This is a genomic window from Rhodopseudomonas sp. AAP120, from assembly GCF_001295845.1.
Taxonomy (GTDB): Bacteria; Pseudomonadota; Alphaproteobacteria; order Rhizobiales; family Xanthobacteraceae; genus Rhodopseudomonas.
In genome coordinates, this window is record NZ_LJIC01000141.1 from 17,448 (window position 1) to 39,501 (window position 22,054).

General features: G+C 65.7%; 17 protein-coding genes. 5 read left to right on the forward strand and 12 right to left on the reverse strand.

Annotated elements, in window-relative coordinates; translation table 11 throughout:
* Positions 1-129 precede the first annotated feature (129 nt).
* Positions 130-1,131 carry a 2-hydroxyacid dehydrogenase gene (locus IP86_RS21190; RefSeq protein WP_054164416.1) on the reverse strand — a complete coding sequence of 334 codons (1,002 nt, stop codon included), beginning with the start codon at positions 1,129-1,131 and terminating at the stop codon, positions 130-132.
* A 243-nt stretch (positions 1,132-1,374) separates the two neighbouring features.
* On the opposite strand from IP86_RS21190, the gene IP86_RS21195 reads away from it, so the two are divergent.
* On the forward strand, positions 1,375-1,899 hold the full coding sequence (locus tag IP86_RS21195) for an SH3 domain-containing protein (RefSeq protein ID WP_054164417.1): 525 nt from the start codon (positions 1,375-1,377) through the stop codon (positions 1,897-1,899).
* A gap of 245 nt (positions 1,900-2,144) precedes the next feature.
* Here IP86_RS21195 and irrA read toward each other — a convergent pair whose 3' ends face one another.
* A complete protein-coding gene (gene irrA / locus IP86_RS21200; protein WP_283804788.1) occupies positions 2,145-2,591 on the reverse strand; it encodes an iron response transcriptional regulator IrrA in 447 nt (148 codons plus the stop codon).
* 289 nt (positions 2,592-2,880) lie between these two features.
* On the opposite strand from irrA, the gene fabA reads away from it, so the two are divergent.
* From fabA to fabI, 3 genes are all read left to right on the forward strand, one after another.
* Positions 2,881-3,408: a bifunctional 3-hydroxydecanoyl-ACP dehydratase/trans-2-decenoyl-ACP isomerase gene (gene fabA, locus IP86_RS21205; RefSeq protein WP_054164419.1), complete on the forward strand. Its 528-nt coding sequence runs from the start codon at positions 2,881-2,883 to the stop codon at positions 3,406-3,408.
* Between the two features lie 66 nt (positions 3,409-3,474).
* Positions 3,475-4,701 carry a beta-ketoacyl-ACP synthase I gene (gene fabB / locus IP86_RS21210; RefSeq protein ID WP_054164420.1) on the forward strand — a complete coding sequence of 409 codons (1,227 nt, stop codon included), beginning with the start codon at positions 3,475-3,477 and terminating at the stop codon, positions 4,699-4,701.
* Between the two features lie 169 nt (positions 4,702-4,870).
* Positions 4,871-5,677: an enoyl-ACP reductase FabI gene (fabI, locus tag IP86_RS21215; RefSeq protein ID WP_054164421.1), complete on the forward strand. Its 807-nt coding sequence runs from the start codon at positions 4,871-4,873 to the stop codon at positions 5,675-5,677.
* Positions 5,678-5,960: 283 nt separating this feature from the next.
* Here the strand turns inward: fabI and IP86_RS21220 are convergent, their stop codons facing one another.
* Both IP86_RS21220 and katG read right to left on the reverse strand, forming a co-directional pair.
* The gene (locus IP86_RS21220) at positions 5,961-6,479 is read right to left on the reverse strand and encodes a DUF3060 domain-containing protein (RefSeq protein WP_054164422.1); all 519 of its coding nucleotides are present in this window, start codon (positions 6,477-6,479) and stop codon (positions 5,961-5,963) included.
* 532 nt (positions 6,480-7,011) lie between these two features.
* Complete coding sequence (gene katG, locus IP86_RS21225) at positions 7,012-9,225, reverse strand: catalase/peroxidase HPI (RefSeq protein WP_054164423.1); 2,214 nt, start codon at positions 9,223-9,225, stop codon at positions 7,012-7,014.
* A 245-nt stretch (positions 9,226-9,470) separates the two neighbouring features.
* Here katG and IP86_RS21230 point away from each other — a divergent pair, with 245 nt between their 5' ends.
* A complete protein-coding gene (locus IP86_RS21230) occupies positions 9,471-10,379 on the forward strand; it encodes a LysR substrate-binding domain-containing protein (protein ID WP_054164424.1) in 909 nt (302 codons plus the stop codon).
* A 924-nt stretch (positions 10,380-11,303) separates the two neighbouring features.
* Here the strand turns inward: IP86_RS21230 and IP86_RS21235 are convergent.
* From IP86_RS21235 to infB, 8 genes are all read right to left on the reverse strand, one after another.
* Complete coding sequence (locus IP86_RS21235) at positions 11,304-12,986, reverse strand: methyl-accepting chemotaxis protein (protein WP_054164425.1); 1,683 nt, start codon at positions 12,984-12,986, stop codon at positions 11,304-11,306.
* A 405-nt stretch (positions 12,987-13,391) separates the two neighbouring features.
* Positions 13,392-14,123 carry a superoxide dismutase gene (locus IP86_RS21240; RefSeq protein ID WP_054164426.1) on the reverse strand — a complete coding sequence of 244 codons (732 nt, stop codon included), beginning with the start codon at positions 14,121-14,123 and terminating at the stop codon, positions 13,392-13,394.
* A gap of 161 nt (positions 14,124-14,284) precedes the next feature.
* Entirely contained in the window at positions 14,285-15,265 is a 981-nt protein-coding gene (locus IP86_RS21245; RefSeq protein WP_054164427.1) for a lipid A deacylase LpxR family protein, read from the reverse strand.
* Positions 15,266-15,525: 260 nt separating this feature from the next.
* Positions 15,526-17,694 carry a polyribonucleotide nucleotidyltransferase gene (gene pnp, locus IP86_RS21250; protein ID WP_054164428.1) on the reverse strand — a complete coding sequence of 723 codons (2,169 nt, stop codon included), beginning with the start codon at positions 17,692-17,694 and terminating at the stop codon, positions 15,526-15,528.
* 337 nt (positions 17,695-18,031) lie between these two features.
* Positions 18,032-18,301 carry a 30S ribosomal protein S15 gene (gene rpsO, locus IP86_RS21255; RefSeq protein WP_054164429.1) on the reverse strand — a complete coding sequence of 90 codons (270 nt, stop codon included), beginning with the start codon at positions 18,299-18,301 and terminating at the stop codon, positions 18,032-18,034.
* Positions 18,302-18,303: 2 nt separating this feature from the next.
* Positions 18,304-19,407 carry a tRNA pseudouridine(55) synthase TruB gene (gene truB / locus IP86_RS21260; RefSeq protein WP_054164430.1) on the reverse strand — a complete coding sequence of 368 codons (1,104 nt, stop codon included), beginning with the start codon at positions 19,405-19,407 and terminating at the stop codon, positions 18,304-18,306.
* Complete coding sequence (rbfA, locus tag IP86_RS21265; protein ID WP_054164431.1) at positions 19,407-19,820, reverse strand: 30S ribosome-binding factor RbfA; 414 nt, start codon at positions 19,818-19,820, stop codon at positions 19,407-19,409. Before rbfA ends, truB begins: the two co-directional genes overlap by 1 nt.
* Positions 19,821-20,021: 201 nt before the next feature.
* Positions 20,022-22,054 (reverse strand): translation initiation factor IF-2 (gene infB / locus IP86_RS21270; protein WP_054164432.1); only part of this gene is annotated, 2,033 nt, incomplete at its 5' end.

Here is a 22,054-nt window from a genome sequence, read left to right on the forward strand (position 1 = left end):
ACTCGATCGCAATCGGCGACGGAACAGATAAGCCATCACCCTCCCCCCGCATGCGGCGAGCCCCCTCTCCCGCTTGCGGGAGAGGGTTGGGGTGAGGGCGACGCGAGGCACTGAGCTAATATGAATTAGCTACAGCATCCCCGGCAACACACGGTCCGGTGGCTTGTGGTTGTCGAGGAAGGTGCGGATGTTGATGATCACCTTTTCGCCCATCTCGACGCGGCCCTCGATGGTGGCCGAGCCCATGTGGGGCAGCAGCACGACCTTGCCGTGCTTGGCGAGGCGGACCAGCTTCGGATTCACCGCGGGCTCGTGCTCGTAGACGTCGAGGCCGGCGCCGGCGATGTCGCCCTGCTCGATCAGCCGGGTCAGCGTCTCCTCGTCGATCACCTCGCCGCGCGCGGTGTTGACGATGAAGGCGTCCTTGCGGATCAGCTTGAGGCGGCGGGCCGACAACAGATGGAAGGTCGCCGGCGTGTGCGGGCAGTTGACCGAGATGATGTCCATCCGGGCCAGCATCTGGTCGAGCGAATCCCAATAGGTCGCGCCGAGTTCGTCGGCGATCCGCGGCGCCACCGGCTTGCGGTTGTGATAATGGATCTGCAGCCCGAAGGCGCGGGCGCGCCGCGCCACCGCCTGGCCGATGCGGCCCATGCCGATGATGCCGAGCCGCTTGCCGCCGAGCCTGCGGCCGAGCATCCAGGTCGGCGACCAGCCGGGCCATTCGCCGCCGTCGGTGAGCAGTGCGGCGCCTTCGATCATCCGCCGCGGCACCGCGAGAATCAGCGCCATCGTCATGTCGGCGGTGTCTTCGGTCAGCACCTTCGGGGTGTTGGTGACGGTGATGCCGCGCGCATGGGCGGCGGCGACGTCGAGATTGTCGATGCCGTTGCCGAAATGCGCGATCAGCTTGAGCTGGCAATCGGGCTGGTTCAGCATCTCGGCCGTGATGGTGTCGGTGACGGTCGGCACCAGCACGTCGGCGGTGCGAGCCGCTTCGGCGAGCTTGTCGGCCGACATCGGCTCGTCGTCGAGATTGAGCCGCGCGTCGAACAGCTCGCGCATCCGGGTTTCGATCGAGTCCGGAAGCTTGCGGGTGACGACGACCAGAGGCTTTTTCTTAACCGACATTCAAACGCTCTCTGACGAGTCTGGCGCGACTGTTTAGTCCGCGTTAACCCACCTGTTCGACACTCCCGCTGCAGCGCGACCGCAGGGGCGGGTCCCTTCCGTTCGGTCCCTTCACCAGCTTGGGGTCACCGGATGCCTTCCGGCCTTCTCTAGCAGAAGACCGCGCCAAGACAAGGACCCCACCATCCGGCTGTGGTTTCTCCCCGGCGACGCGCACGATCACTGAACTGAGGGGCGTGTCCGATGAAGCTGAAGAGTCCGATTGCAGCCTTGTTGTTCGCAGGTGCGATAGTAGGCGCGAATGCGCCTGTGCTCGCCGCGAAGGACTCGCCGCTGTCGGCCAGCGGGCTGCCGGTGCCGCGCTATGTCAGCCTCAAGTCGGATCACGTCAACGTCCGGGTCGGCCCGACCAAGGACAACGACGTCGCCTGGGTCTACACCCGCGCCGGGCTGCCGGTGGAGATCACCGCCGAGTTCGAGAACTGGCGGCGGGTACGCGATTCCGAAGGCGCCGAGGGCTGGGTGTATCACTCGCTGCTGTCCGGCCGCCGCACCGCGGTGATCACCATGAAGGACAAGGACGAGCTGGCGACGCTGTACGAAAGCGCCTCGACCAGCGCCGCCGTCGCGGCGCGGCTGCAGGCCGGCGTGGTGGCACAGATCAAGCGCTGCGACACCAGCTGGTGCCGGATCATCGGCCAGGGTTTCGACGGCTGGATCGAAAAGCAGCGGCTGTGGGGCGTGTATGCGGACGAGCAGGTGAATTGAGCGCGGGGTTTGCGCGTCGTCCGAAGTGATGAAGCGGCGCTGCGACTCGCGTCGCCCTCACCCCAGCCCTCTCCCGCAAGCGGGAGAGGGAGTCCGGCTGCGACGCGGGGAGAGGTCGGAGCTCACTTCGAGAGCGCGTAAGAGAAGTCATCACCCTCGCCGCGCGCGGGGCGAGCTCCCTCTCCCGCTTGCGGGAGAGGGTTGGGGTGAGGGCGACGCGCCGGGAGCGCTAGCTCTCTGACCGATCAGGCCTTCTTGCGGATGCGGACGACGACGTCGACGCGGGCGATTTCGTAGCCTTCCGGGACTTCCGGGGTCTGGCGCAGCGCGACGTGCTGATCCGGGATGTCGATCAGCTCGTGATTGTTCTCGAGATAGAAGTGCTGGTGCGCCGAGACGTTGGTGTCGAAATAGGTCTTGGTGCCGTCGACGCTGACCTGGCGCAGCAGACCGACTTCGGTGAGCTGGTTCAGGGTGTTGTAGACGGTCGCTAGCGACACCGGGACCTTGGCTTGGCTGGCCTCTTCGTACAGCATTTCGGCCGTCAGATGACGGTCGCCCTTGCCGAACAGCAGCCAGCCCAGCGCCATGCGCTGGCGGGTCGGGCGCAGGCCGACCGACTGCAGCATTTCGTTGACGTCATGCCACGGGCAGCCATTGAGGTGCGGCTCGGCGGCATGCGCCGACGTCACACTTTCCTCACGCGAATATGTCGCACGGTCTCCGATGTCCACGGCGGCAGTCCCTTTTTACACAGTCGAGTGATTATAGGAAGCATTCCAAGGGGGTGCAAGCGCCTCGCAACTAGAACCATTCGGACGTTTTACTTAAGGAGGAATACGGAGGTGCCGCTTTGCCGGGTGCAATGCCTATGTTAGAGACCCGCGCACCCGCTTGTTGCATAACGAACAGGCGGACTCCGGAGGTGCTGCGACACGGCCGGTGAATTCGGATCTTCGCACGACAAAAAGGCAAAGCCGCATGCAGGACCGCCGTTCCAGCTACGATTATGAAGACCTGCTGGCCTGCGGCCGTGGCGAATTGTTCGGTGCCGGCAATGCGCAGCTGCCGCTGCCGCCGATGCTGATGTTCGACCGCATCACCACCATCACCGAGGACGGCGGCGAATTCGGCAAGGGCCATATCCGCGCCGAACTCGACGTCAATCCGGAACTGTGGTTCTTCGCCTGCCACTTCAAGAACGACCCGGTGATGCCGGGCTGCCTCGGCCTCGATGCGATGTGGCAGATGGTCGGGTTCTTTCTCGGCTGGGTCGGTGGCGAAGGTCCGGGCCGCGCGCTCGGGCTCGGGGAACTAAAGTTCACCGGGCAGGTGCTGCCGCACATCCGCAAAGTCGTCTACAATGTCGACATCAAGCGGGTGATGCGTTCCAAGCTGTGGCTTGGTATCGCAGACGGGTGGCTCTCGGCCGATGACGAGATCATCTACCGTGCGAAGGATCTCAAAGTCGGTCTGTTCAAGCAAACGGCTCAGCCCGTCGGCGGTTAACCGCACGAGCCGGCCACAAAGCCGTGCCATCACCGCGAACGACCATGGAATGAACGAGGCGATTACATGAGACGCGTTGTTGTCACCGGGATGGGCATCGTCTCGTCGATCGGAAACAACACCCAGGAAGTGCTGGCGAGCCTGCACGATGCCAAATCCGGCATCTCGCGCGCCGAAAAGCATGCGGAACTCGGGTTCCGCTCCCAGGTGCAGGGCGCCCCGTCGCTCAACCCCGCCGAAATCGTCGACCGCCGCGCGATGCGCTTCCTCGGCGAAGGCGCCGCCTGGAACCACGTCGCGATGGAACAGGCGCTGGCCGATTCGGGCCTGGAGGAGAGCGACATCTCCAATCCGCGCACCGGCATCGTGATGGGCTCGGGCGGGCCCTCCGCCCGCACCATCGTCGAGGCCGCCGACATCACCCGGACCAAGGGTCCGAAGCGCGTCGGCCCGTTCGCGGTGCCGAAGGCGATGAGCTCGACCGCGTCGGCCACGCTCGCCACCTGGTTCAAGATCAAGGGCGTGAACTACTCGATCTCGTCCGCCTGCGCGACCTCCAACCACTGCATCGGCAACGGCTACGAGCTGATCCAGTGGGGCAAGCAGGACATCGTGTTCGCCGGCGGCTGCGAGGAACTCGACTGGTCGCTGTCGGTGCTGTTCGACGCGATGGGCGCGATGTCGTCGAAGTACAACGACACCCCGGCGACCGCGTCCCGGCCCTACGACGTCAACCGCGACGGCTTCGTGATCGCCGGCGGCGCCGGCGTGCTGGTGCTGGAAGAGCTCGAACACGCCAAGGCGCGCGGCGCCAAGATCTATGGCGAGATCGTCGGCTACGGCGCGACCTCTGACGGCTACGACATGGTGGCGCCGTCCGGCGAAGGCGCCGAGCGCTGCATGCAGATGGCGCTGGCGACCACGAACGGCATCAAGATCGACTACATCAACCCGCACGCGACCTCGACGCCGGCCGGCGACGCGCCGGAGATCACCGCGATCCGCAACGTGTTCGGCAACGAGGACAAGTGCCCGCCGATCTCCGCCACCAAGGCGCTGACCGGCCACTCGCTCGGCGCCACCGGCGTGCAGGAGGCGATCTACTCGCTGCTGATGATGCAGAACGGCTTCATCTGCGAGAGCGCGCACATCACCGAGCTCGATCCGGCCTTCGCCGACATGCCGATCGTGCGCAAGCGCATCGACAACGCCAAGATCGGCGCCGTGCTGTCGAACTCGTTCGGCTTCGGCGGCACCAACGCCACGCTGGTGTTCAAGCGGCTGGAGGCGTGATCTGCATCTCGCCGGCCCGGCGAGATGCCATATCCACGTGCTACGATCCTCATGGTGAGGAGGCGCCCGTTGGCGCCGTCTCGAACCATGAGCTGTTGACCGCCACATCCTTCGAGACGCGCGCTGGCGCGCGCTCCTCAGGATGAGGTCCGAACCAGAGGCGACCACAATGCAAGGACTGATGCAGGGCAAGCGCGGGCTGATCATGGGGGTCGCCAACGACCATTCGATCGCCTGGGGCATGGCCAAGACGCTGCACGCGCACGGCGCCGAACTCGCCTTCACCTATCAGGGCGACGCGCTGGCCCGCCGCGTCAAGCCGCTGGCGGAGTCGGTCGGCTCCGAGCTGGTGCTGCCCTGCGACGTCGAGGACATCGCCAGCGTCGACGCGGTGTTCGACACGCTGAAAGACAAATGGGGTAAGCTCGACTTCGTGATCCACGCGATCGGCTTCTCCGACAAGAACGAACTGCGCGGCCAATATATCGACACCAGCCGCGCGAATTTCTCGCGCACCATGGTGATCTCCTGCTTCTCCTTCACCGAGGTCGCCAAGCGCGCCGCGGCGCTGATGCCGGACGGCGGCGCCATGATCACGCTGACGTTCGGCGCATCGGAACGCGCGATGCCGAACTACAACGTGATGGGTCTTGCGAAGGCCGCGCTCGAAGCCAGCGTGCGCTATCTCGCCTGCGATCTCGGCCCCAGGGGCATCCGCGTCAACGCGGTGTCGGCCGGCCCGGTGCGCACGCTGGCCGGTTCCGGCATCGGCGATTCCCGCGCGATGTTCGGCTTCATGGAGAAGCACTCCCCGCTCGGCCGCGGCGTCACCCTCGAGGAACTCGGCGGCTCGGCGCTGTATCTGCTCTCCGACCTCTCCGGCGGCGTCACCGGCGAAACCCACTACGTCGATTCCGGCTACAATATCGTGCTGATGCCGAAGCCGGACGCGCTGAAGGGCGACGCCGAGAAGTAACGGCCGTTTGCGCGTTCGTCGCCGAACACTCCTGCGGTGCCTGGGGCTCCCTCACCCCACCCCTCTCCCGCAAGCGGGAGAGGGGGCGCGCTGTGCTGGGAGAGAGGGCATCATCCATCTCAGCGGCATCATTTCGTGAGCTAGTAGCTTACGCGAAACCTCTCCCCAACCGCTGCGGGACTCCCTCTCCCGCTTGCGGGAGAGGGCTGGGGTGAGGGCGACACGCGTCGCAGCATCCATGGTCCCCGCGACAGCGCGGATGCAGCACCCCCGAGGCCCGCGCTTACTTCTTGCGCTTGATCGAGTTCAGCGCCCCTGAGGAGCGCACCTCCGGGTTCGGCGCGCCGTCGGCCTTCGACCATTCGACGCTCTGCTCGACGCCGCCGACATCGAGCCGCGACGGGCCGACCAGCACCAGCGAGATGCGGTTGTTGGCGCCGGTGGCTTTGAGCTGGCCCGGCTCGTCGCCGGCTTCCAAGGTCGTACTCACAACATTCTTGGCGACGCTGACCACCAGATTCTTGGTCCGCCCGCCGTTCACCACATTGTCCGAGCCCGACACCGACAGCTTCTGTCCCTGCTCGAAGCTGACCTTGTGCTTGCTGCCATGCACCGTGATGCTGCCGCAGCGCCCCGTCAGCTCGATCTCGTTCTCCGCGCCGTAGATGCCGACATCCTTGCCCTGGCAGTCGATGTCGCGGCTGATCCCGACGCCTTGAATCTTGAGCTGATCGTCGTCGGCATGAGCGAGGCCGATCGTAGCGATGGTGGCGGCAAATATCACAGGCAGGCGCAGCAGCATCGAGACATCCTTGCGTCGTTGAAGGGACGCGAAGGTAAGCAAGGCCGATCATTTTCGTCAACGCAGGGAGACGAAATGGAACCGCGCGATTCCAAGTCGCGGGAAATCAGGTCACACGTAGTTCGCGGGATGCGGCCAAGACGCGCAGCGCAGTGCCTGGGGCGCCCTCACCCCAGCCCTCTCCCGCAAGCGGGAGAGGGAGCTCGCTGTGCTGATGGAGGGGGCATTGCTGATCTCATGCGCAGTTAGTTAGGCGAGATCCCTCCCCGACCGCTGCGGGACTCCCTCTCCCGCTTGCGGGAGAGGGTTGGGGTGAGGGCGACGCGGGGCGCAGCATCTGCCGGTGGCGGGATTCAGGATCTCGGAGCGGTGGCGATCAATCATCAACGCTCTGGAATACTGGGTCGCCCGGACAAGCCGGGCGATGACCGCCATGGTGTGAGGGCGGCCCACTATAAAACGGCGACCCACTACAAAAAGGGCGGCCCGGAGGCCGCCCCTTGTTAGTTGATGCGGTGGTTGCTTCGGTGAGTTACGCCGCGGCCTTCTTCGGCACGACTTCGAAGCGGTCGGCGTTCATCACCTTGGTCCAGGCGGCGGCGAAGTCCTTGGCGAACTTCTCCTTGACGTCGGACTGGCCGTAGACTTCGGCGAGCGCGCGCAGCTGCGAGTGCGAGCCGAAGATCAGGTCGACGCGGGTGCCGGTCCAGCGCAGTTCGCCGGTCTTGCGATCGCGGCCTTCGTAGACGCCGTCGGTGGCCGAGGGCGACCACACCGTCTTCATGTCCAGCAGGTTGACGAAGAAGTCGTTGGTCAGCTTCTCCGGCCGCTCGGTGAACACGCCGTGGGTGGTGTGGCCGACATTGCCGCCGAGCACGCGCAGCCCGCCGACCAGCACGGTCATTTCCGGCGCGGTCAGGTTGAGCAGCGCCGCGCGATCCACCAGCGCTTCTTCCGGCTTCATGAACTGATGCCGGTTGGCGTTGATGTAGTTGCGGAAGCCGTCCTGGCGCGGCTCGAGCACCGCGAAGGATTCGGCGTCGGTCTGCTCGGCCGAAGCGTCCATCCGGCCCGGGGTGAACGGCACCTCGACGGTGACGCCGGCATCCTTGGCGGCCTTCTCGACCGCGGCGGAGCCGCCGAGCACGATCAGGTCGGCGAGCGAGACCTTCTTGCCGCCCGACTGCGCGCCGTTGAACTCGGCCTGGATCGCTTCGAGCTTGCCGAGCACCTGCTGCAGATCGGCCGGCTGGTTGACCTCCCAATCCTTCTGCGGAGCCAGACGGATGCGACCGCCGTTGGCACCGCCGCGCTTGTCGGAGTGCCGATAGGTCGAGGCCGAGGCCCAGGCGGCCGAGACCAGCTGCGACACCGACAGGCCGGAGCCGAGGATCTTCGCCTTCAGATCGGCGATGTCTTTGTCGCTGACCAGTTCGTGGTCGACGGCCGGGATCGGATCCTGCCAGATCAGGTCTTCCTTCGGCACCAGCTTGCCGCGATAGCGGACCTTCGGGCCCATGTCGCGGTGGGTCAGCTTGAACCAGGCGCGGGCGAAGGCGTCGGCGAACTGATCCGGGTGCTCCATGAAGCGGCGCGAGATCTTCTCGTAGGCCGGGTCGAAGCGCAGCGACAGGTCGGTCGTCAGCATCTTCGGCACGTGCTTCTTCTCGGGATCGAACGCGTCCGGAATGGTCGCGCCGGCGCCCTTGGCGCGCCACTGCTTGGCACCGGCCGGGCTCGTCTCGAGCTCCCACTCGTAGCCGAACAGGTTCCAGAAGAAGTTGTTGCTCCACTTGGTCGGCGTCGTGGTCCAGATCACTTCCGGGCCGCCCGTGATGGTGTCGGCGCCGAAGCCGGTGCCGTGCTTGCTCTTCCAGCCGAGGCCCTGGTCCTCGATCGCGCCGCCTTCCGGCTCGGCGCCCAGGAACGACGGATCACCGGCGCCGTGGGTCTTGCCGAAGGTGTGGCCGCCCGCGATCAGCGCGACGGTCTCCTCGTCGTTCATCGCCATGCGGCGGAACGTCTCGCGGATGTCCTTGGCGGCGGCGACCGGGTCGGGATTGCCGTTCGGGCCTTCCGGGTTGACGTAGATCAGGCCCATCTGCACGGCGCCGAGCGGATCGGACAGCTGGCGTTCGCCCGAATAGCGCTCGTCGCCGAGCCAGGTGCCTTCCGGACCCCAGAACAGCTCTTCAGGCTCCCAGACGTCGTCACGGCCGCCGGCGAAGCCGAAGGTCTTGAAGCCCATCGATTCCAGCGCGACGTTGCCGGTGAGGATGAACAGATCGGCCCAGGACAGCTTGTTGCCGTACTTCTGCTTGATCGGCCACAGCAGGCGGCGGGCCTTGTCGAGGTTGGCGTTGTCCGGCCACGAATTCAGCGGCGCGAAGCGCTGCTGGCCGGCGCCGGCGCCGCCACGGCCGTCGGTGATGCGATAGGTGCCGGCCGAGTGCCAGGCCATGCGGATGAACAGGCCGCCGTAATGACCGAAGTCGGCCGGCCACCAATCCTGCGAATCGGTCATCAGCGCGGTCAGATCCTTGATCACCGCGTCGAGATCGAGGCTCTCGAATTCCTTCTTGTAGTCGAAGCCCTTGCTCATCGGGTCCGACAGCGACGAGTTGCGATGGAGCATGCTGAGATCGAGCATCTCCGGCCACCACTCGGAATTCTTGCGCCCACGCGAGCCGCCGCCGCCACCATGGGGAAACGGGCATTTGCCCTTGTCGTCGGTCTTTGCGTCCATGATCTCTCTCCGTCCTCGCCTGCCAGTGTGTTCGCGTCGTTCGAACCTGTGATGACAGCCTGATTGCCTGGTCGAGAACGCCGCGGACGTGGGGGAATCGTCCGCGGCATCTCGTCTTGGGGTGATGCGGTTGGTTGGCCGGTGATTCCCGCGCGCTGCGGACCCGGCACGCCAAGACTGGAGCAGTTCTACGATCAGGTCCAGTCGAATTGATTTTGGCTACCGATCAGATTATCTGATCGGCCATGGTGACGCTCCGCCAGCTCCGGTATCTTTCGGCTCTCGCCCGCCACGGCCATTTCGGCCGCGCCGCGGACGCCTGCGCGGTGACCCAGCCGGCACTGTCGATGCAGATCGCCGAGCTGGAGCGGACGCTCGGCGTCAAGGTGGTCGAACGCCGGCCCGGCGAGGTGTTTCTCACCGAGATCGGCCGCGAGATCGCCCGCCGCGGCGAGGATCTGCTCAGCGGCGCGCGGGACCTGGTGGATTTCGCCCGCCACCGCGCCCAGCCGCTGACCGGCCGGCTGACGCTCGGTGTGATCCCGTCGCTGGCGCCCTATCTGCTGCCCAAGGTGCTGCCGCTGCTGCAACGGCGCTATCCGGAGCTGCGGCTGGAGTTGCGCGAGAGCCAGACCCGGCAGCTGGTCGCCGACGTCGGCAGCGGCGCGCTCGACGCCGCGCTGCTGGCGCTGCCGGTCGGCATCCGCGACCTCGAGACCATCGCGCTGTTCGACGACGAATTCCTGCTCGCGGTGCCGGCCGACGATCCGCGGCCGGAGAGCGCCACCGTCGCGGTCGACGAGATCGACCAGTCGCGGCTGATCCTGCTCGAGGACGGCCATTGCCTGCGCGACCAGGCGCTGGCGTTCTGCGCCACCGCGCGCAACCGCGCCATCAACATCAGCGGCGCCGGCACCGCGACGTTCGGCGCCTCCAGCCTGACCACGGTGATCCAGATGGTGGCGGGCGGCTACGGCGTGACGCTGATCCCGCAGATCGCCGCCGACGTCGAGCGCCGCGACACACGCGTCAAATTCCTGCGGATGCGGCGGCCGCAGCCGGGGCGGACCATTGGCCTGGTGTTCCGCAAGACCTCGCCGCGGCGGCACGATTTCGAGGTGCTGGGCGAAGTCGTGAGAGATGGAGTCGGGTAGCGACAATTAGTCAGGCTAGATAGATACAGATCTGGCATCTACAGCGATTCGGAATTTGGTAACCACAACTTAGTTAACAATTAGTAAAGAGATCGAACTGAACTGAAAACAGTTTCAATATGTTGATAGTCTGTGGAGGCCCTCCTACAGTCTCTTGACTCCGGTGGTTGCGCGCGTAGGAGTTGTAGCAGGACATGAATAAAGGCCGTCCGAAGCTGCAACTTCGAACGGCCTGTGTCCTAGCCCATGCTAACCGGTCAGGCCGATGGGCGGCGAGTGACCTCAAGGACGGATTCAATAGAATCCATCCACAGAATATCGTCAAGGCCTGACCTTGTTGTACACAAGCAAGGAGCTTGGTTATGTCTGCAAGGGCACCGATCGGAACCAGATGCAAGACAGGCGACATTTGTCCTGAAAGCGGAATCTGGCGATCTGACGATCACCCCTCTACCACGGCCCCGATTGCGAAGGGGAACCGGTTTCCTCCTCACGGCGGCAAGTCGGTATACTGGGTGCTAACGCAGTACGCTTAGTGTGAAATCTGCGACAAGGGGACGGATTTACTCGTCCCCTTGTTCGTAAAGCCTCCACAAAGTACTAACGCATGCCAGCTGCTCTTCTGCGCTCACCGCAGCAGCGAGGTGGCGCGTTGCATGCTGGCGGCGATTTCGGCGGTGGCGGCGCTCTGCTCCTCCGCGGTGGAAGCGGTGGACGCGGCGGGCCTCCAGACCATCGGCGGGGCGCCGCGAACGCATGTCCGACCGCGGACTGCAATGCCGTGAGCGTGAGGCCAGATGATTAAAAATCGCCTATTCCGACACCTCGTTGAAATACGCAACCGTTGATGCGTAGGACTACGGGTGAGAGGGAACCCGGCGAGTCGGCCGGCATCATCTGCTCACCCGGCGCGAGACTGCGCGCTTACCGCGCCACGATTGCGGCGGCTTCGTTGGCGGCGCGCTGCATGCTGCTCGACATTTCGCCGGTCACCGTGCTCTGCTCCTCTACCGCCGCGGCGGTCGACGACACGTATTCGCTGACGTTCTGGATCGCGGTCTTGATCTTGCCGAGCGCGGCGACGACGTCGCCCGAGATGGCGTTGAGGTTCTCGATCTCGGTGCCGATCTTGTCGGTGGCCTGCTTGGCCTGGTTGGCGAGGTTCTTCACCTCGGCCGCCACCACCGCGAAGCCGCGGCCGGCCTCGCCCGCCCGCGCCGATTCGATCGTCGCATTCAGCGCCAGCAGGTTGATCTGCCCGGTGATGTGGCCGATCAGTTCGACGATGCCGCTCATCGCCTGCGCCGCATCGTTGAGCCGATTGGCCTGATCGTCGGCGGCATCGACTTCGCCGACCGCGCTGCTGGCGGTCTGACGCGACTTGGCCATCGCCTCCGAAATCTCCCGCACCGAGGCGTTGAGCTCCTCGGCGCCCGCCGCGACCGAATCCATCATGGCGCGGACGCGCTCGTTGCCCATCCGGATCAGCACCTGACGGGTGACGTCGGTGGCGTATTTCACCACCTTGAACGGGCGGCCGTTGAGATCGAGGATCGGATTGTAGGACGCCTGGATCCAGACCTCCTTGCCGTGCTTGCCGATCCGTTTGTATTCGGCCGCCTGATACTCGCCGCGGCGCAGGCCGTCCCAGAACGCCCGATAGTCGGCGCCGTCGCGCTCCGACGGATCGACGAACATGCTGTGCGGCCGGCCTTTGATCTCGGCGAGCGAATAGCCCAGCGTGTGCAGGAAGTTCTCGTTGGCGCTCAGCACCGTGCCGTCCATCGAGAATTCGATCACCGCCTGCGACTTGCCGATCGCCGCGATCTGGCCGGCCAGATCGGCATTGGCGAGCTTCTGCCGGGTCACGTCGGTGGCGAACTTCACCACGCTGACCGGCTTGCCGGTCTCGTCGAGGATCGGATTGTAGGAGGCGAGAATCCACACCTCGCGGCCGCCCTTGCCGATCCGCTTGTACTCCGCCGCCAGATAGTCGCCGCGATTGAGCGTCGCCCAGAACTCGCGATAGGCGGCGCTGTCGCGATCCGCCGGCTCGACGAACATGCTGTGGTGCTTGCCCTTGATCTCGGCCAGCGTGTAGCCCATCGCGTCGAGGAAGTTCTGGTTGGCGTCGAGAATGACGCCGTCCATGCTGAACTCGATCACCGCCTGGGCGCGGCCGATCGCCTGGATCTTGCCGGCGTCGGCGAGGCTCTGCCGCTTCGCCGCGGTGATGTTGGCGGCGAACTTGACGATGCCGAGCGGCTTGCCGTCCTTGTCGAGCACCGGATTGTAGGAGGCCTGGATCCAGACTTCCTCGCCGCCCTTGGCGATCCGCTTGAACTCACCCGCCCGAAACTTGCCGGCCTTCAGGTCGGCCCAGAAATCCGCATAGGCCGGGCTGCGGGTCTGCGCCGGCTCGACGAACATGCTGTGATGCTTGCCCTTGATCTCATCGAGCGAGTAGCCGAGCACGTTGAGGAAGTTGTCGTTCGCGGTAAGGACCCTGCCGTCGAGATCGAACTCGATCATCGCCTGCGAACGGTTGATCGCCTCGAGGATGGCGGACGACGACAGGCTGGCGGTGGTGCGCCGGAACGAGAACATGCGAAGGCCTTTGCTCGGGAAGCATCTGGTGGGCGCCCCGAAGTCAGCAAGTCACTCGCGTTCCTACGGGCTTGCGTCCACAATCATGCATTCGATCTAAACTTTCCCTAATCCCACCTCGCCGGCTTTGCTCGATTAGCGCACGAATCCGTTCATCTTCCGGACTGATCGCACATCCGGTGCGATGAGTTCCCGCGGCAAGTGATCAGAGTTCCATGGCGGTTCGCGTAGCTGCGCGGGAGCGGACAGGCACCAAGAGTTCCATATGGAACTCAGCCTTTGCCCTGGACGACGTCATTGCGAGGAGCGAAGCGACGAAGCAATCCAGCTCAGTGCACGGCGCTTCTGGATTGCTTCGCTTCGCTCGCAATGACGGAAGGCGCCCGGCGGCGGGTGCGGACCGGCTCAGATCGCGAGCGTGCCGGCCTTGGCGGCGGCGTAGCGCTCGGCGACCTTGTTCCAGTCGACCGTATTCCACCAGGCTTTGAGATAGTCGGCGCGGCGATTCTGGTAGTTGAGGTAGTACGCGTGCTCCCAGACGTCGTTGCCCATCAGCACGCGCTTGCCGTCCATCAGCGGCGTGTCCTGATTGGGCCGCGCCTCGATCGCGAGCTTGCCGTCCTTGCCGACCGTGACGAACACCCAGCCGGAGCCGAATTGGCGGCCGCCCGCGGCGTTGAAATCGGTCTGAAACTTCTCCAGGCCGCCGAGATCGCGGTCGATCGCGGCCAGCACGTCGCCGGAGGGCTTGCCGCCGTTCGGCCCCATGATCTGCCAGAACATGCTGTGATTGGCGTGGCCGCCGAGATTGTTGCGCACGCCGGTGCGGATCGTCTCCGGCACGTTGCCCAAATTGGCCAGCACCTCCGGCACCGGCGTTTCGGCCAGCTTGGGATTGTCCTTGGCGAAGTTGTTCATCGCGGTGACGTAGGCCTGATGATGCTTGCCGTGGTGGGTTTCCATGGTCTTGGCGTCGATATGCGGCTCCAGCGCCGCCGCCGGATAGGGCAGAGGCGGCAGCGTGAACGGGCCGGCGGGCGCGGCCGCGGCCTGCGCGAAGGCCAGACGCGGCGCCGCCATTGCGGCGACGGCTCCGGTGGCGGCCATCATCAAATGGCGGCGAGACAGCAAGGGCATGGGCTTCCTCCGTTTCGGCGGGACAGTGACAGCGATTACGCCCGCCGGCACGCGCAGTTTCAAGCAAACTGCGGCTTCGCTGCGACCGACCGACGCGGCGGATGATCACATCGCGGCCGTGGCCGCGACGGCCCGCCGCGACCCGAGGGACTTCGGAGGGGTCAGAAATGATAGGCGAGCGTCAGCGAGCCGTAGTCCGAATAGGCGCGCGGCTGCGTGGTGTATTCGCGCGACCGGTGGATCCAGGTCAGCGACGCCAGGAAGCCGGCCTGATTGAAAAGTTCGGCGCCGGCGACGAGATCGTACACGAACGATTCCCGCGTCACATGCGGGCTGTCGGCGAAGGTGCTGCCGTCGAGGAAGATGTTGCGGGCGACGCCGCGGGCCTGGACGCCGCCGAACAGCGAGAAGCCCCAGAACGGCGCGGACGGATCGGGGCTGACGAAATTGGCGCCGGAGAGTCCCGGACGGATCAGCGTCGGTCCCCAGGTGGTCGAGAGTGCACGGCCGAACCGCACCACCGCGCCGGCCTCGCCATAGGTGAAGACGTTGCCGCCGGTGAAGCCGAGCGACGGAATGATATCGGCGCCGAAGCCGTTGCCGAACTCGGTGGCGAACTTCCAGCGCCGCTCCCATGCCAGCAGGATGCCGGGCTCGTTGCGCAGTTCGTAGCCGTTGATCACCGGCGACGACTGGCCGAGCATGCTGTGAAAGCCGGACTGCACCGCCTGGGCCAGCGAGGCGCTGCCGCCGACGGCGCCGACTTGCAGCTCGAACGAATCGAGCTGACGGCGTCCGGTTTCCTGCGCGGCGTTGAAGCCGGTGTAGAGCCAGCCGCCGAACGGGCGGTCGACGCCCGGCGTGTACACGCCGCGTGTATCACGATCCGGCGTGTAAATATTCTGCGCCAGCGCGATCCATTCGAGCTGCTGCCGCACCGCGCCGCCCGGCGCGCCGTAAGTCACCAGCGCGGGACGCACCAGATCGAACGCCTGGCCGGCGATCAGATCGCGCGAGAAATTATCGAACACGAAGGAGAAACGAAAACCAGACGTGTAGTCCCGGTCGGTATTTGCGACGGCGTCGTTCTCGCCGATCAGCACGGCACGCTGCGCGGCCGCGGCATGTGATACCAGCGCCATGACGGCAGCCGCGGCAATTCTTGCAATCCAACGGCGCATGACGGTGATCTCGACGTGACACCGCAAGTATCGAGGTGCTGGCCCTGCTTGGCAAGCGCGGTTTCGCGGCCCGCGCGCGCAAATCACCGTGCGCCCGCTTCGCGTGTCGAGGGGGACACAGCAGGTTTCACGACGGAACCTGGTCCTGCAACGAAAAGAGGCGGCCCGAAGGCCGCCTCTTGAACGCGGAATCAGCAGATGCCCGTTCGGGCAGCAGCGAGTTACTCGCCGGCCGCCTGCGCCGGGGCGTCGCCCTCGGCCTTGGCTTCGGCCTTCTGCTTGGCCTCGAGGTCTTCGCCGGTGGTCTGGTCGACCACCTTCATCGACAGCCGGGTCTTGCCGCGGTCGTCGAAGCCGAGCAGCTTGACCTTGACCTTGTCGCCTTCCTTGACGACGTCCGAGGTCTTCTGCACGCGGCCGGCGGCGAGCTGGCTGATATGCACCAGACCGTCCTTGGCGCCGAAGAAGTTCACGAAGGCGCCGAACTCCATCACCTTGACGACGGTGCCTTCGTAGATCTCGCCGATCTCCGGATCGGACGCGATCGACTTGATCCACTTGATAGCAGCCTTGATCGACTCACCGTCCGACGAGGCGACCTTGACGGTGCCGTCATCCTCGATGTTGACCTTGGCGCCGGTCTTCTCGACGATCTCGCGGATCACCTTGCCGCCGGTGCCGATCACTTCACGGATCTTGTCGGTCGGGATCTTGAAGGTCTCGATGCGCGGCGCGTGTTCGCCGAGCTCGGCGCGGGCGCGGTCGAGCGCCTTGGACATCTCACCCAGGATGTGGATGCGGCCGTCCTTGGCCTGGCCGAGCGCCACCTTCATGATCTCTTCGGTGATACCGGCGATCTTGATGTCCATCTGTAGCGAGGTGATACCCGCTTCGGTGCCGGCCACCTTGAAGTCCATGTCGCCGAGATGATCCTCGTCGCCGAGAATGTCGCTCAGCACCGCGAAACGCTCACCTTCCAGGATCAGGCCCATCGCGATACCCGCGGTCGGCCGCTTCAAGGGCACGCCCGCGTCCATCAGCGCCAGCGAGGCGCCGCACACCGACGCCATCGAGGACGAGCCGTTCGACTCGGTGATCTCGGAGACGACGCGGATGGTGTAGGGGAATTCGTGGTGCGGCGGCAGCACCGGATGGATCGCGCGCCACGCCAGCTTGCCGTGGCCGATCTCGCGGCGCTTGGTGCCGCCGAGGCGGCCGGTCTCGCCGACCGAGTAGGGAGGGAAGTTGTAGTGCAGCAGGAACGTCTCTTTGTACGTTCCGGACAGCGAATCGACATACTGCTCGTCTTCGCCGGTGCCGAGCGTGGTCACGACCAGCGCCTGAGTCTCACCGCGGGTGAACAGCGCCGAACCGTGGGTGCGCGGCAGCACGCCGGCCTGGGCCACGATGTTGCGGACGGTCTTTGAGTCACGGCCGTCGATGCGCCTGCCGGTGTCGAGGATGTTCCAGCGAACGATCTTGGCCTCGAGCTCCTTGAACACGCCGGCGATGCGCAGCTTGTCGTATTTCGGCTCCTGGCCTTCCGGGAAGAAGTGCGCGATCGCCTTCTCCTTGACCTTGCCGACCGCGGCGTAGCGATCCTGCTTGACCGGGATGGCGTAAGCGGCGCGCAGCTCCTGCTCGACCAGGCCGAGCATTTCCTTCTCGATCGCCGAATTGTCGATCTCGGTCAGCTCGCGCGGCTCCTTGGCGGCCTTCTCGGCGAGGTCGATGATCGCGTCGATCACCGGCTGGAAGTGGCGGTGACCGAACATCACGGCGCCGAGCATGATCTCTTCCGACAGCTCCTTGGCTTCGGATTCGACCATCAGCACGGCGTCGGCGGTGCCGGCGACCACCAGCTCGAGCTGGGTCTCGGCCATCTCGTCGAGCACCGGGTTGAGCACGTACTCATCGTTGATGAAGCCGACGCGGGCGGCGCCGATCGGGCCACGGAACGGCACGCCGGACAGCGTCAGCGCCGCCGAGGCGGCGACCATCGAGACGATGTCGGGATCGTTCTCCATGTCGTGCGACAGCACGGTGACGATCACCTGGGTCTCGTTGCGCCAGCCGTCGGCGAACAGCGGACGGATCGGACGGTCGATCAGGCGGGAGACCAGCGTCTCCTTCTCGGTCGGACGGCCTTCACGCTTGAAGTAACCACCCGGGATGCGGCCGGCCGCATAGGTCTTTTCCTGATAGTCGACGGTCAGCGGCAGGAAGTCGACGCCTTCGCGCGGCGCCTTGGCGGCCACCACGGTGGCGAGCACGACGGTCTCGCCATAGGTGGCGACGACGGCGCCGTCGGCCTGGCGGGCGATCTTGCCGGTCTCGAGCTTGAGGGGGCGTCCACCCCAATCGATTTCAACGGAATGCTGATTGAACATCGGATCCTTCTTTCATGCGGATACCGAGACAACCGGACGCCAGATACCAAAAGACCATGCCAAGATTGCGGGACGCTGGCGGCGAAGCGTGCACAGCGTCCGGCGATCCTGCCATGGTCTTAAGGTGGGAATGGCGCTCGGTCCTCCCGGGTGCGGGATCGCGACCACCCTTGGTCGCCGACCTCGCGGAGCGGGCCTTGGGCCCGTTGACGGCCCAGCCGCCGGATGCGGCTGAGCGAAACACACGCGCAAACTCAGCGCCGTGTGGTGGTTCGGCCGGCGCGGCGGATGGGAAGCGGCGCACCGCTTCCGTGCCGCAGCCGGCGGACGCGGTCGATCAGCGACGGATGCCGTGCTTTTCGAGCAGCGCCTTGTAACGCGCCTCGTCCTTCTTCTTGACGTAGTCGAGAAGCGAACGGCGCGTCGACACCAGCTTCAACAGCCCGCGACGCGAGTGATTGTCCTTGGTGTGGGTCTTGAAATGCGCGGTGAGGTTGGCGATGCGTTCCGACAGGATCGCGATCTGAACCTCGGGCGAACCGGTATCACCGGCCTTCACGGCATTGGTCTGGATGACTTCCGCTTTGCGTTCTGCGGTAATCGACATCGTCAGTTACTTTCCTTGAGCGTCGGACTGGCAGTCAGTCCGGAGAGGTTGAACACACGCTTGGGGATGAGTTCGCCGTTGCCGAGTTCGGCGAGGGCCAGAAGCCGGCCTGCCACCGTGACATAGACTGTGCCGCTGCAATTGGGCGCATCCCGTCCGCGCAACAAAACGGCCTGGCCCCGATGGAGCCTTGCCGCATCAGCCCGTGTGACGGCCAGTGCCGGGATGTCGTCCAGCGCGGTCTCAACGGGCAAAAGCGCGTCGGCGAGGCTACCCTCGCCGGACGCCGCTCTATCGCACAAAGCCTGCAACTGTTCCAGCGGAATCATGTCGGCCTCGTCGAACGGGCCGCACAGCGTCCGGCGCAGCGCGCAGATATGGCCGTAGCAGCCGAGCAGCCGGCCCATGTCGCGCGCCAGCGCCCGCACATAGGTTCCCTTGCCGCACTCGGCCTCGAACACCGAATGGCCGCTATCCTGATGATCCACCAGGGTTAATTCGTGAATCTCGACGGGCCGCGGGGCCAGCGCGACGACTTCGCCGTCCCGCGCCAGATCGTAGGCGCGCTCGCCCTGGATCTTCACGGCGGAATATTGCGGCGGAATCTGCTCGATCACGCCGGTGAAGCGCGGCAGCAGCGCCATGATGGCCTGCGCGGTGGGCCGCTCGGCGCTGGTGGCTACAGCCTTGCCTTCGGTGTCGTCGGTATCCCGCTCCTCGCCCCAGGCGACGGTGAAGCGATAGCGCTTGCGGCCGTCCATCACGAACGGCACCGTCTTGGTCGCCTCGCCCATCGCGATCGGCAGGCCGCCGGAGGCGAGCGGATCGAGCGTGCCGGCGTGGCCGGCGCGCTTGGCCGAGAACAGCCGCTTCACCACCGCGACCGCGTGGGTGGAGGTCATGCCGACCGGCTTGTCGAGAATCACCCAACCGTGGACGTCGCGCTTGTCGCGGCGCGGCTGCTTGTTGCCGTCCTTGCCGCGCGCCTGGTTGCGCGGATCGTTGTTGTCGCGCGGCTTGCGGGCGGCGGCGGGCGGAACGTCGTCGGCGCCGGCGTGCTGCAGATCATGCGGAGCGCGCTGCGCGGCGGAGGTGGTCACGGTCATCAGTCCTGGTCCGGATCGGGTTCGAGGTCTTTCTGCACCGCGGGCGTGCGCAGAAGTTTGTCGATCCGCTCGGCCTCGGCGAAACGTTCGTCGATCCGGAAGCGGATATCGGGGGCGTATTTCAGGTTCACGCGCCGGGCGATCTCGCCGCGCAAAAATTTCTTGTGGTGCTCGAGCGCGTCCAGCACCAGCTTCTCGTCGCGGCCGCCGAGCGGCATCACGTAGATCGTGGCGAGCTTCAGATCCGGCGACATCCGGACTTCCGGCACCGTGATCAAATGCGTCTCCAGCACCGGATCGTGCACGCCACCCTGGCTCAAGATCTCGGCCGCCGCGTGACGCACCAGCTCGCCGACGCGCAACGACCGCGTCGACCCGCCGGACGGGGAACTCTTCTGGTGATGGCGGGGCATAGCTCGGTTTTCCAATCATCACATGGTTCGAGACGCGCAGTCGAAACGACTACGCTCCTCACCATGAGGGCTGCGGTTGGTGCGGCCTCGATCACCTGGGATCGGGCAGTGCCCTCATCCTGAGGAGCCCGGCAGAGCTCGAAGAGCTCGGCCGGGCGTCTCGAAGGATGAGCAGTTACGTCTCGACTGTAAGAATCGGACTTACAGCGAGCGCTGGATGGTTTCGATGCGGTAGCACTCGATCACGTCACCGACGCGCATGTCGGTGTAGTTCTCGAACGCCATGCCGCATTCCTGGCCGGCCTGGACTTCCTTCACTTCGTCCTTGAACCGCTTCAAGGTCGACAGCTTGCCCTCGTGAACCACGACGTTGTCGCGGATCAGGCGGACATTGGCGCCGCGCTCGACGGTGCCGTCGGTGACGCGGCAGCCGGCGACCTTGCCGACCTTGGAGATGTTGAAGATCTCCAGGATCTGGGCGTTGCCCAGCATGGTTTCGCGCAGCGTCGGCGCGAGCAGGCCGCTCATCGCCTTCTTAATGTCATCCACGAGGTCGTAGATGATGTTGTAGTAGCGGATCTCGATGCCGTTGCGCTTGGCGGCCGCAGCGGCCTCCTTGTTGGCGCGGACCGAGAAGCCGAGGATGACGGCGTTGAAGCCTTCGGCCAGCGTCACGTCGCTCTCGCTGATGCCGCCGACGCCGGCGTGCAGGATGCGCGCGGCGACCTCGTCGGTGCCGAGCTTCTCCAGCGAGCCGAGGATCGCTTCCAGCGAACCCTGGACGTCCGCCTTGACGATCAGCGGGAAGTCCTTGCGGCCCGAGGTCTTGAGCTGGCTCATCATCTGCTCGAGCGAGCCGCGCATGCCGACCGCGGAGGCCGCCTTCTCGCGCTTCTGATGGGCACGATAGGAGGTGACTTCACGGGCGCGGGCTTCGTTCTCGACCACCGCGAGACGATCGCCGGCTTCCGGCGGACCGTTGAAGCCGAGCACCTCGACCGGCACCGACGGGCCGGCTTCCTGCACGGTCTCGCCCTGATCGGAGATCAGCGCGCGGACGCGGCCCATCTCGGCGCCGGCCACGATGATGTCGCCGACCTTGAGGGTGCCGCGCTGGACCAGCACGGTGGCCACCGGACCGCGGCCGCGATCGAGCTTGGCTTCGATCACGGTGCCCTCGGCCGGGCGGGTGGTGTTGGTCTTGAGGTCCAAGAGTTCGGCCTGCAGCGCGATCATCTCGAGCAGCTTGTCGAGATTGGTCTTGTTCTTGGCCGAGACTTCGACGTCGACGACGTCGCCGCCGAGCGATTCGACCTGGACGTTGTGCTGCAACAGCTCGGTGCGGACCCGCTCGGGCCGCGCGTCCGGCTTGTCGATCTTGTTGATCGCCACGATGATCGGAACGCCGGCCGCCTTGGCGTGATTGATCGCCTCGATGGTCTGCGGCATCACGCCGTCGTCCGCCGCCACCACCAGGATGACGATATCGGTGACCTTGGCGCCGCGGGCGCGCATCGCGGTGAACGCGGCGTGGCCGGGGGTGTCGATGAAGGTGATCTTGGTGCCGGTCTCCGGCGAGGTCACCTGATAGGCGCCGATGTGCTGGGTGATGCCGCCGGCTTCGCCCGACACCACGTTGGCGTGGCGCAGCGCGTCGAGCAGCGAGGTCTTGCCGTGGTCGACGTGGCCCATCACGGTCACGACCGGGGAACGCGGCTCGGTGTCGGTCGAATCGTCGACGACGTCGAACAGGCCCTCTTCCACGTCCGCAGCGGCGACGCGCTTGACGCTGTGGCCGAGCTCTTCGGCGATCAGCTGCGCGGTGTCGGCGTCGATCACGTCGTTGATCTTGTGCATCGCGCCTTGCTTCATCAGCATGCGGATGACGTCCACGGCCCGCTCCGACATGCGGTTGGCGAGCTCCTGGATGGTGATGGCTTCGGGAACGACGACTTCGCGCACCAGCTTTTCTTTCGGCTCGTTCGAGGCGTGGCCCTTGAGGCGCTGGGTGCGGCGGCGGAACGAGGCGATCGAACGCTCGCGGACGTCGTCGGCGTTGAGCGCGGTGACCACGGTGAGGCGGCCGCGCTGCTTCGACGCGCCGGGCTTGGCGGCGGGCTGCTTCGGCGGCGGCGCCGGACGCGCGGGACCGCCCGGACGGCGGATCATGCGCGGCGCTTCGTCGTCGTCACCGGCCTCGGCGGCGACGGCGGGCGGACGGCCCGGAGCGGCCG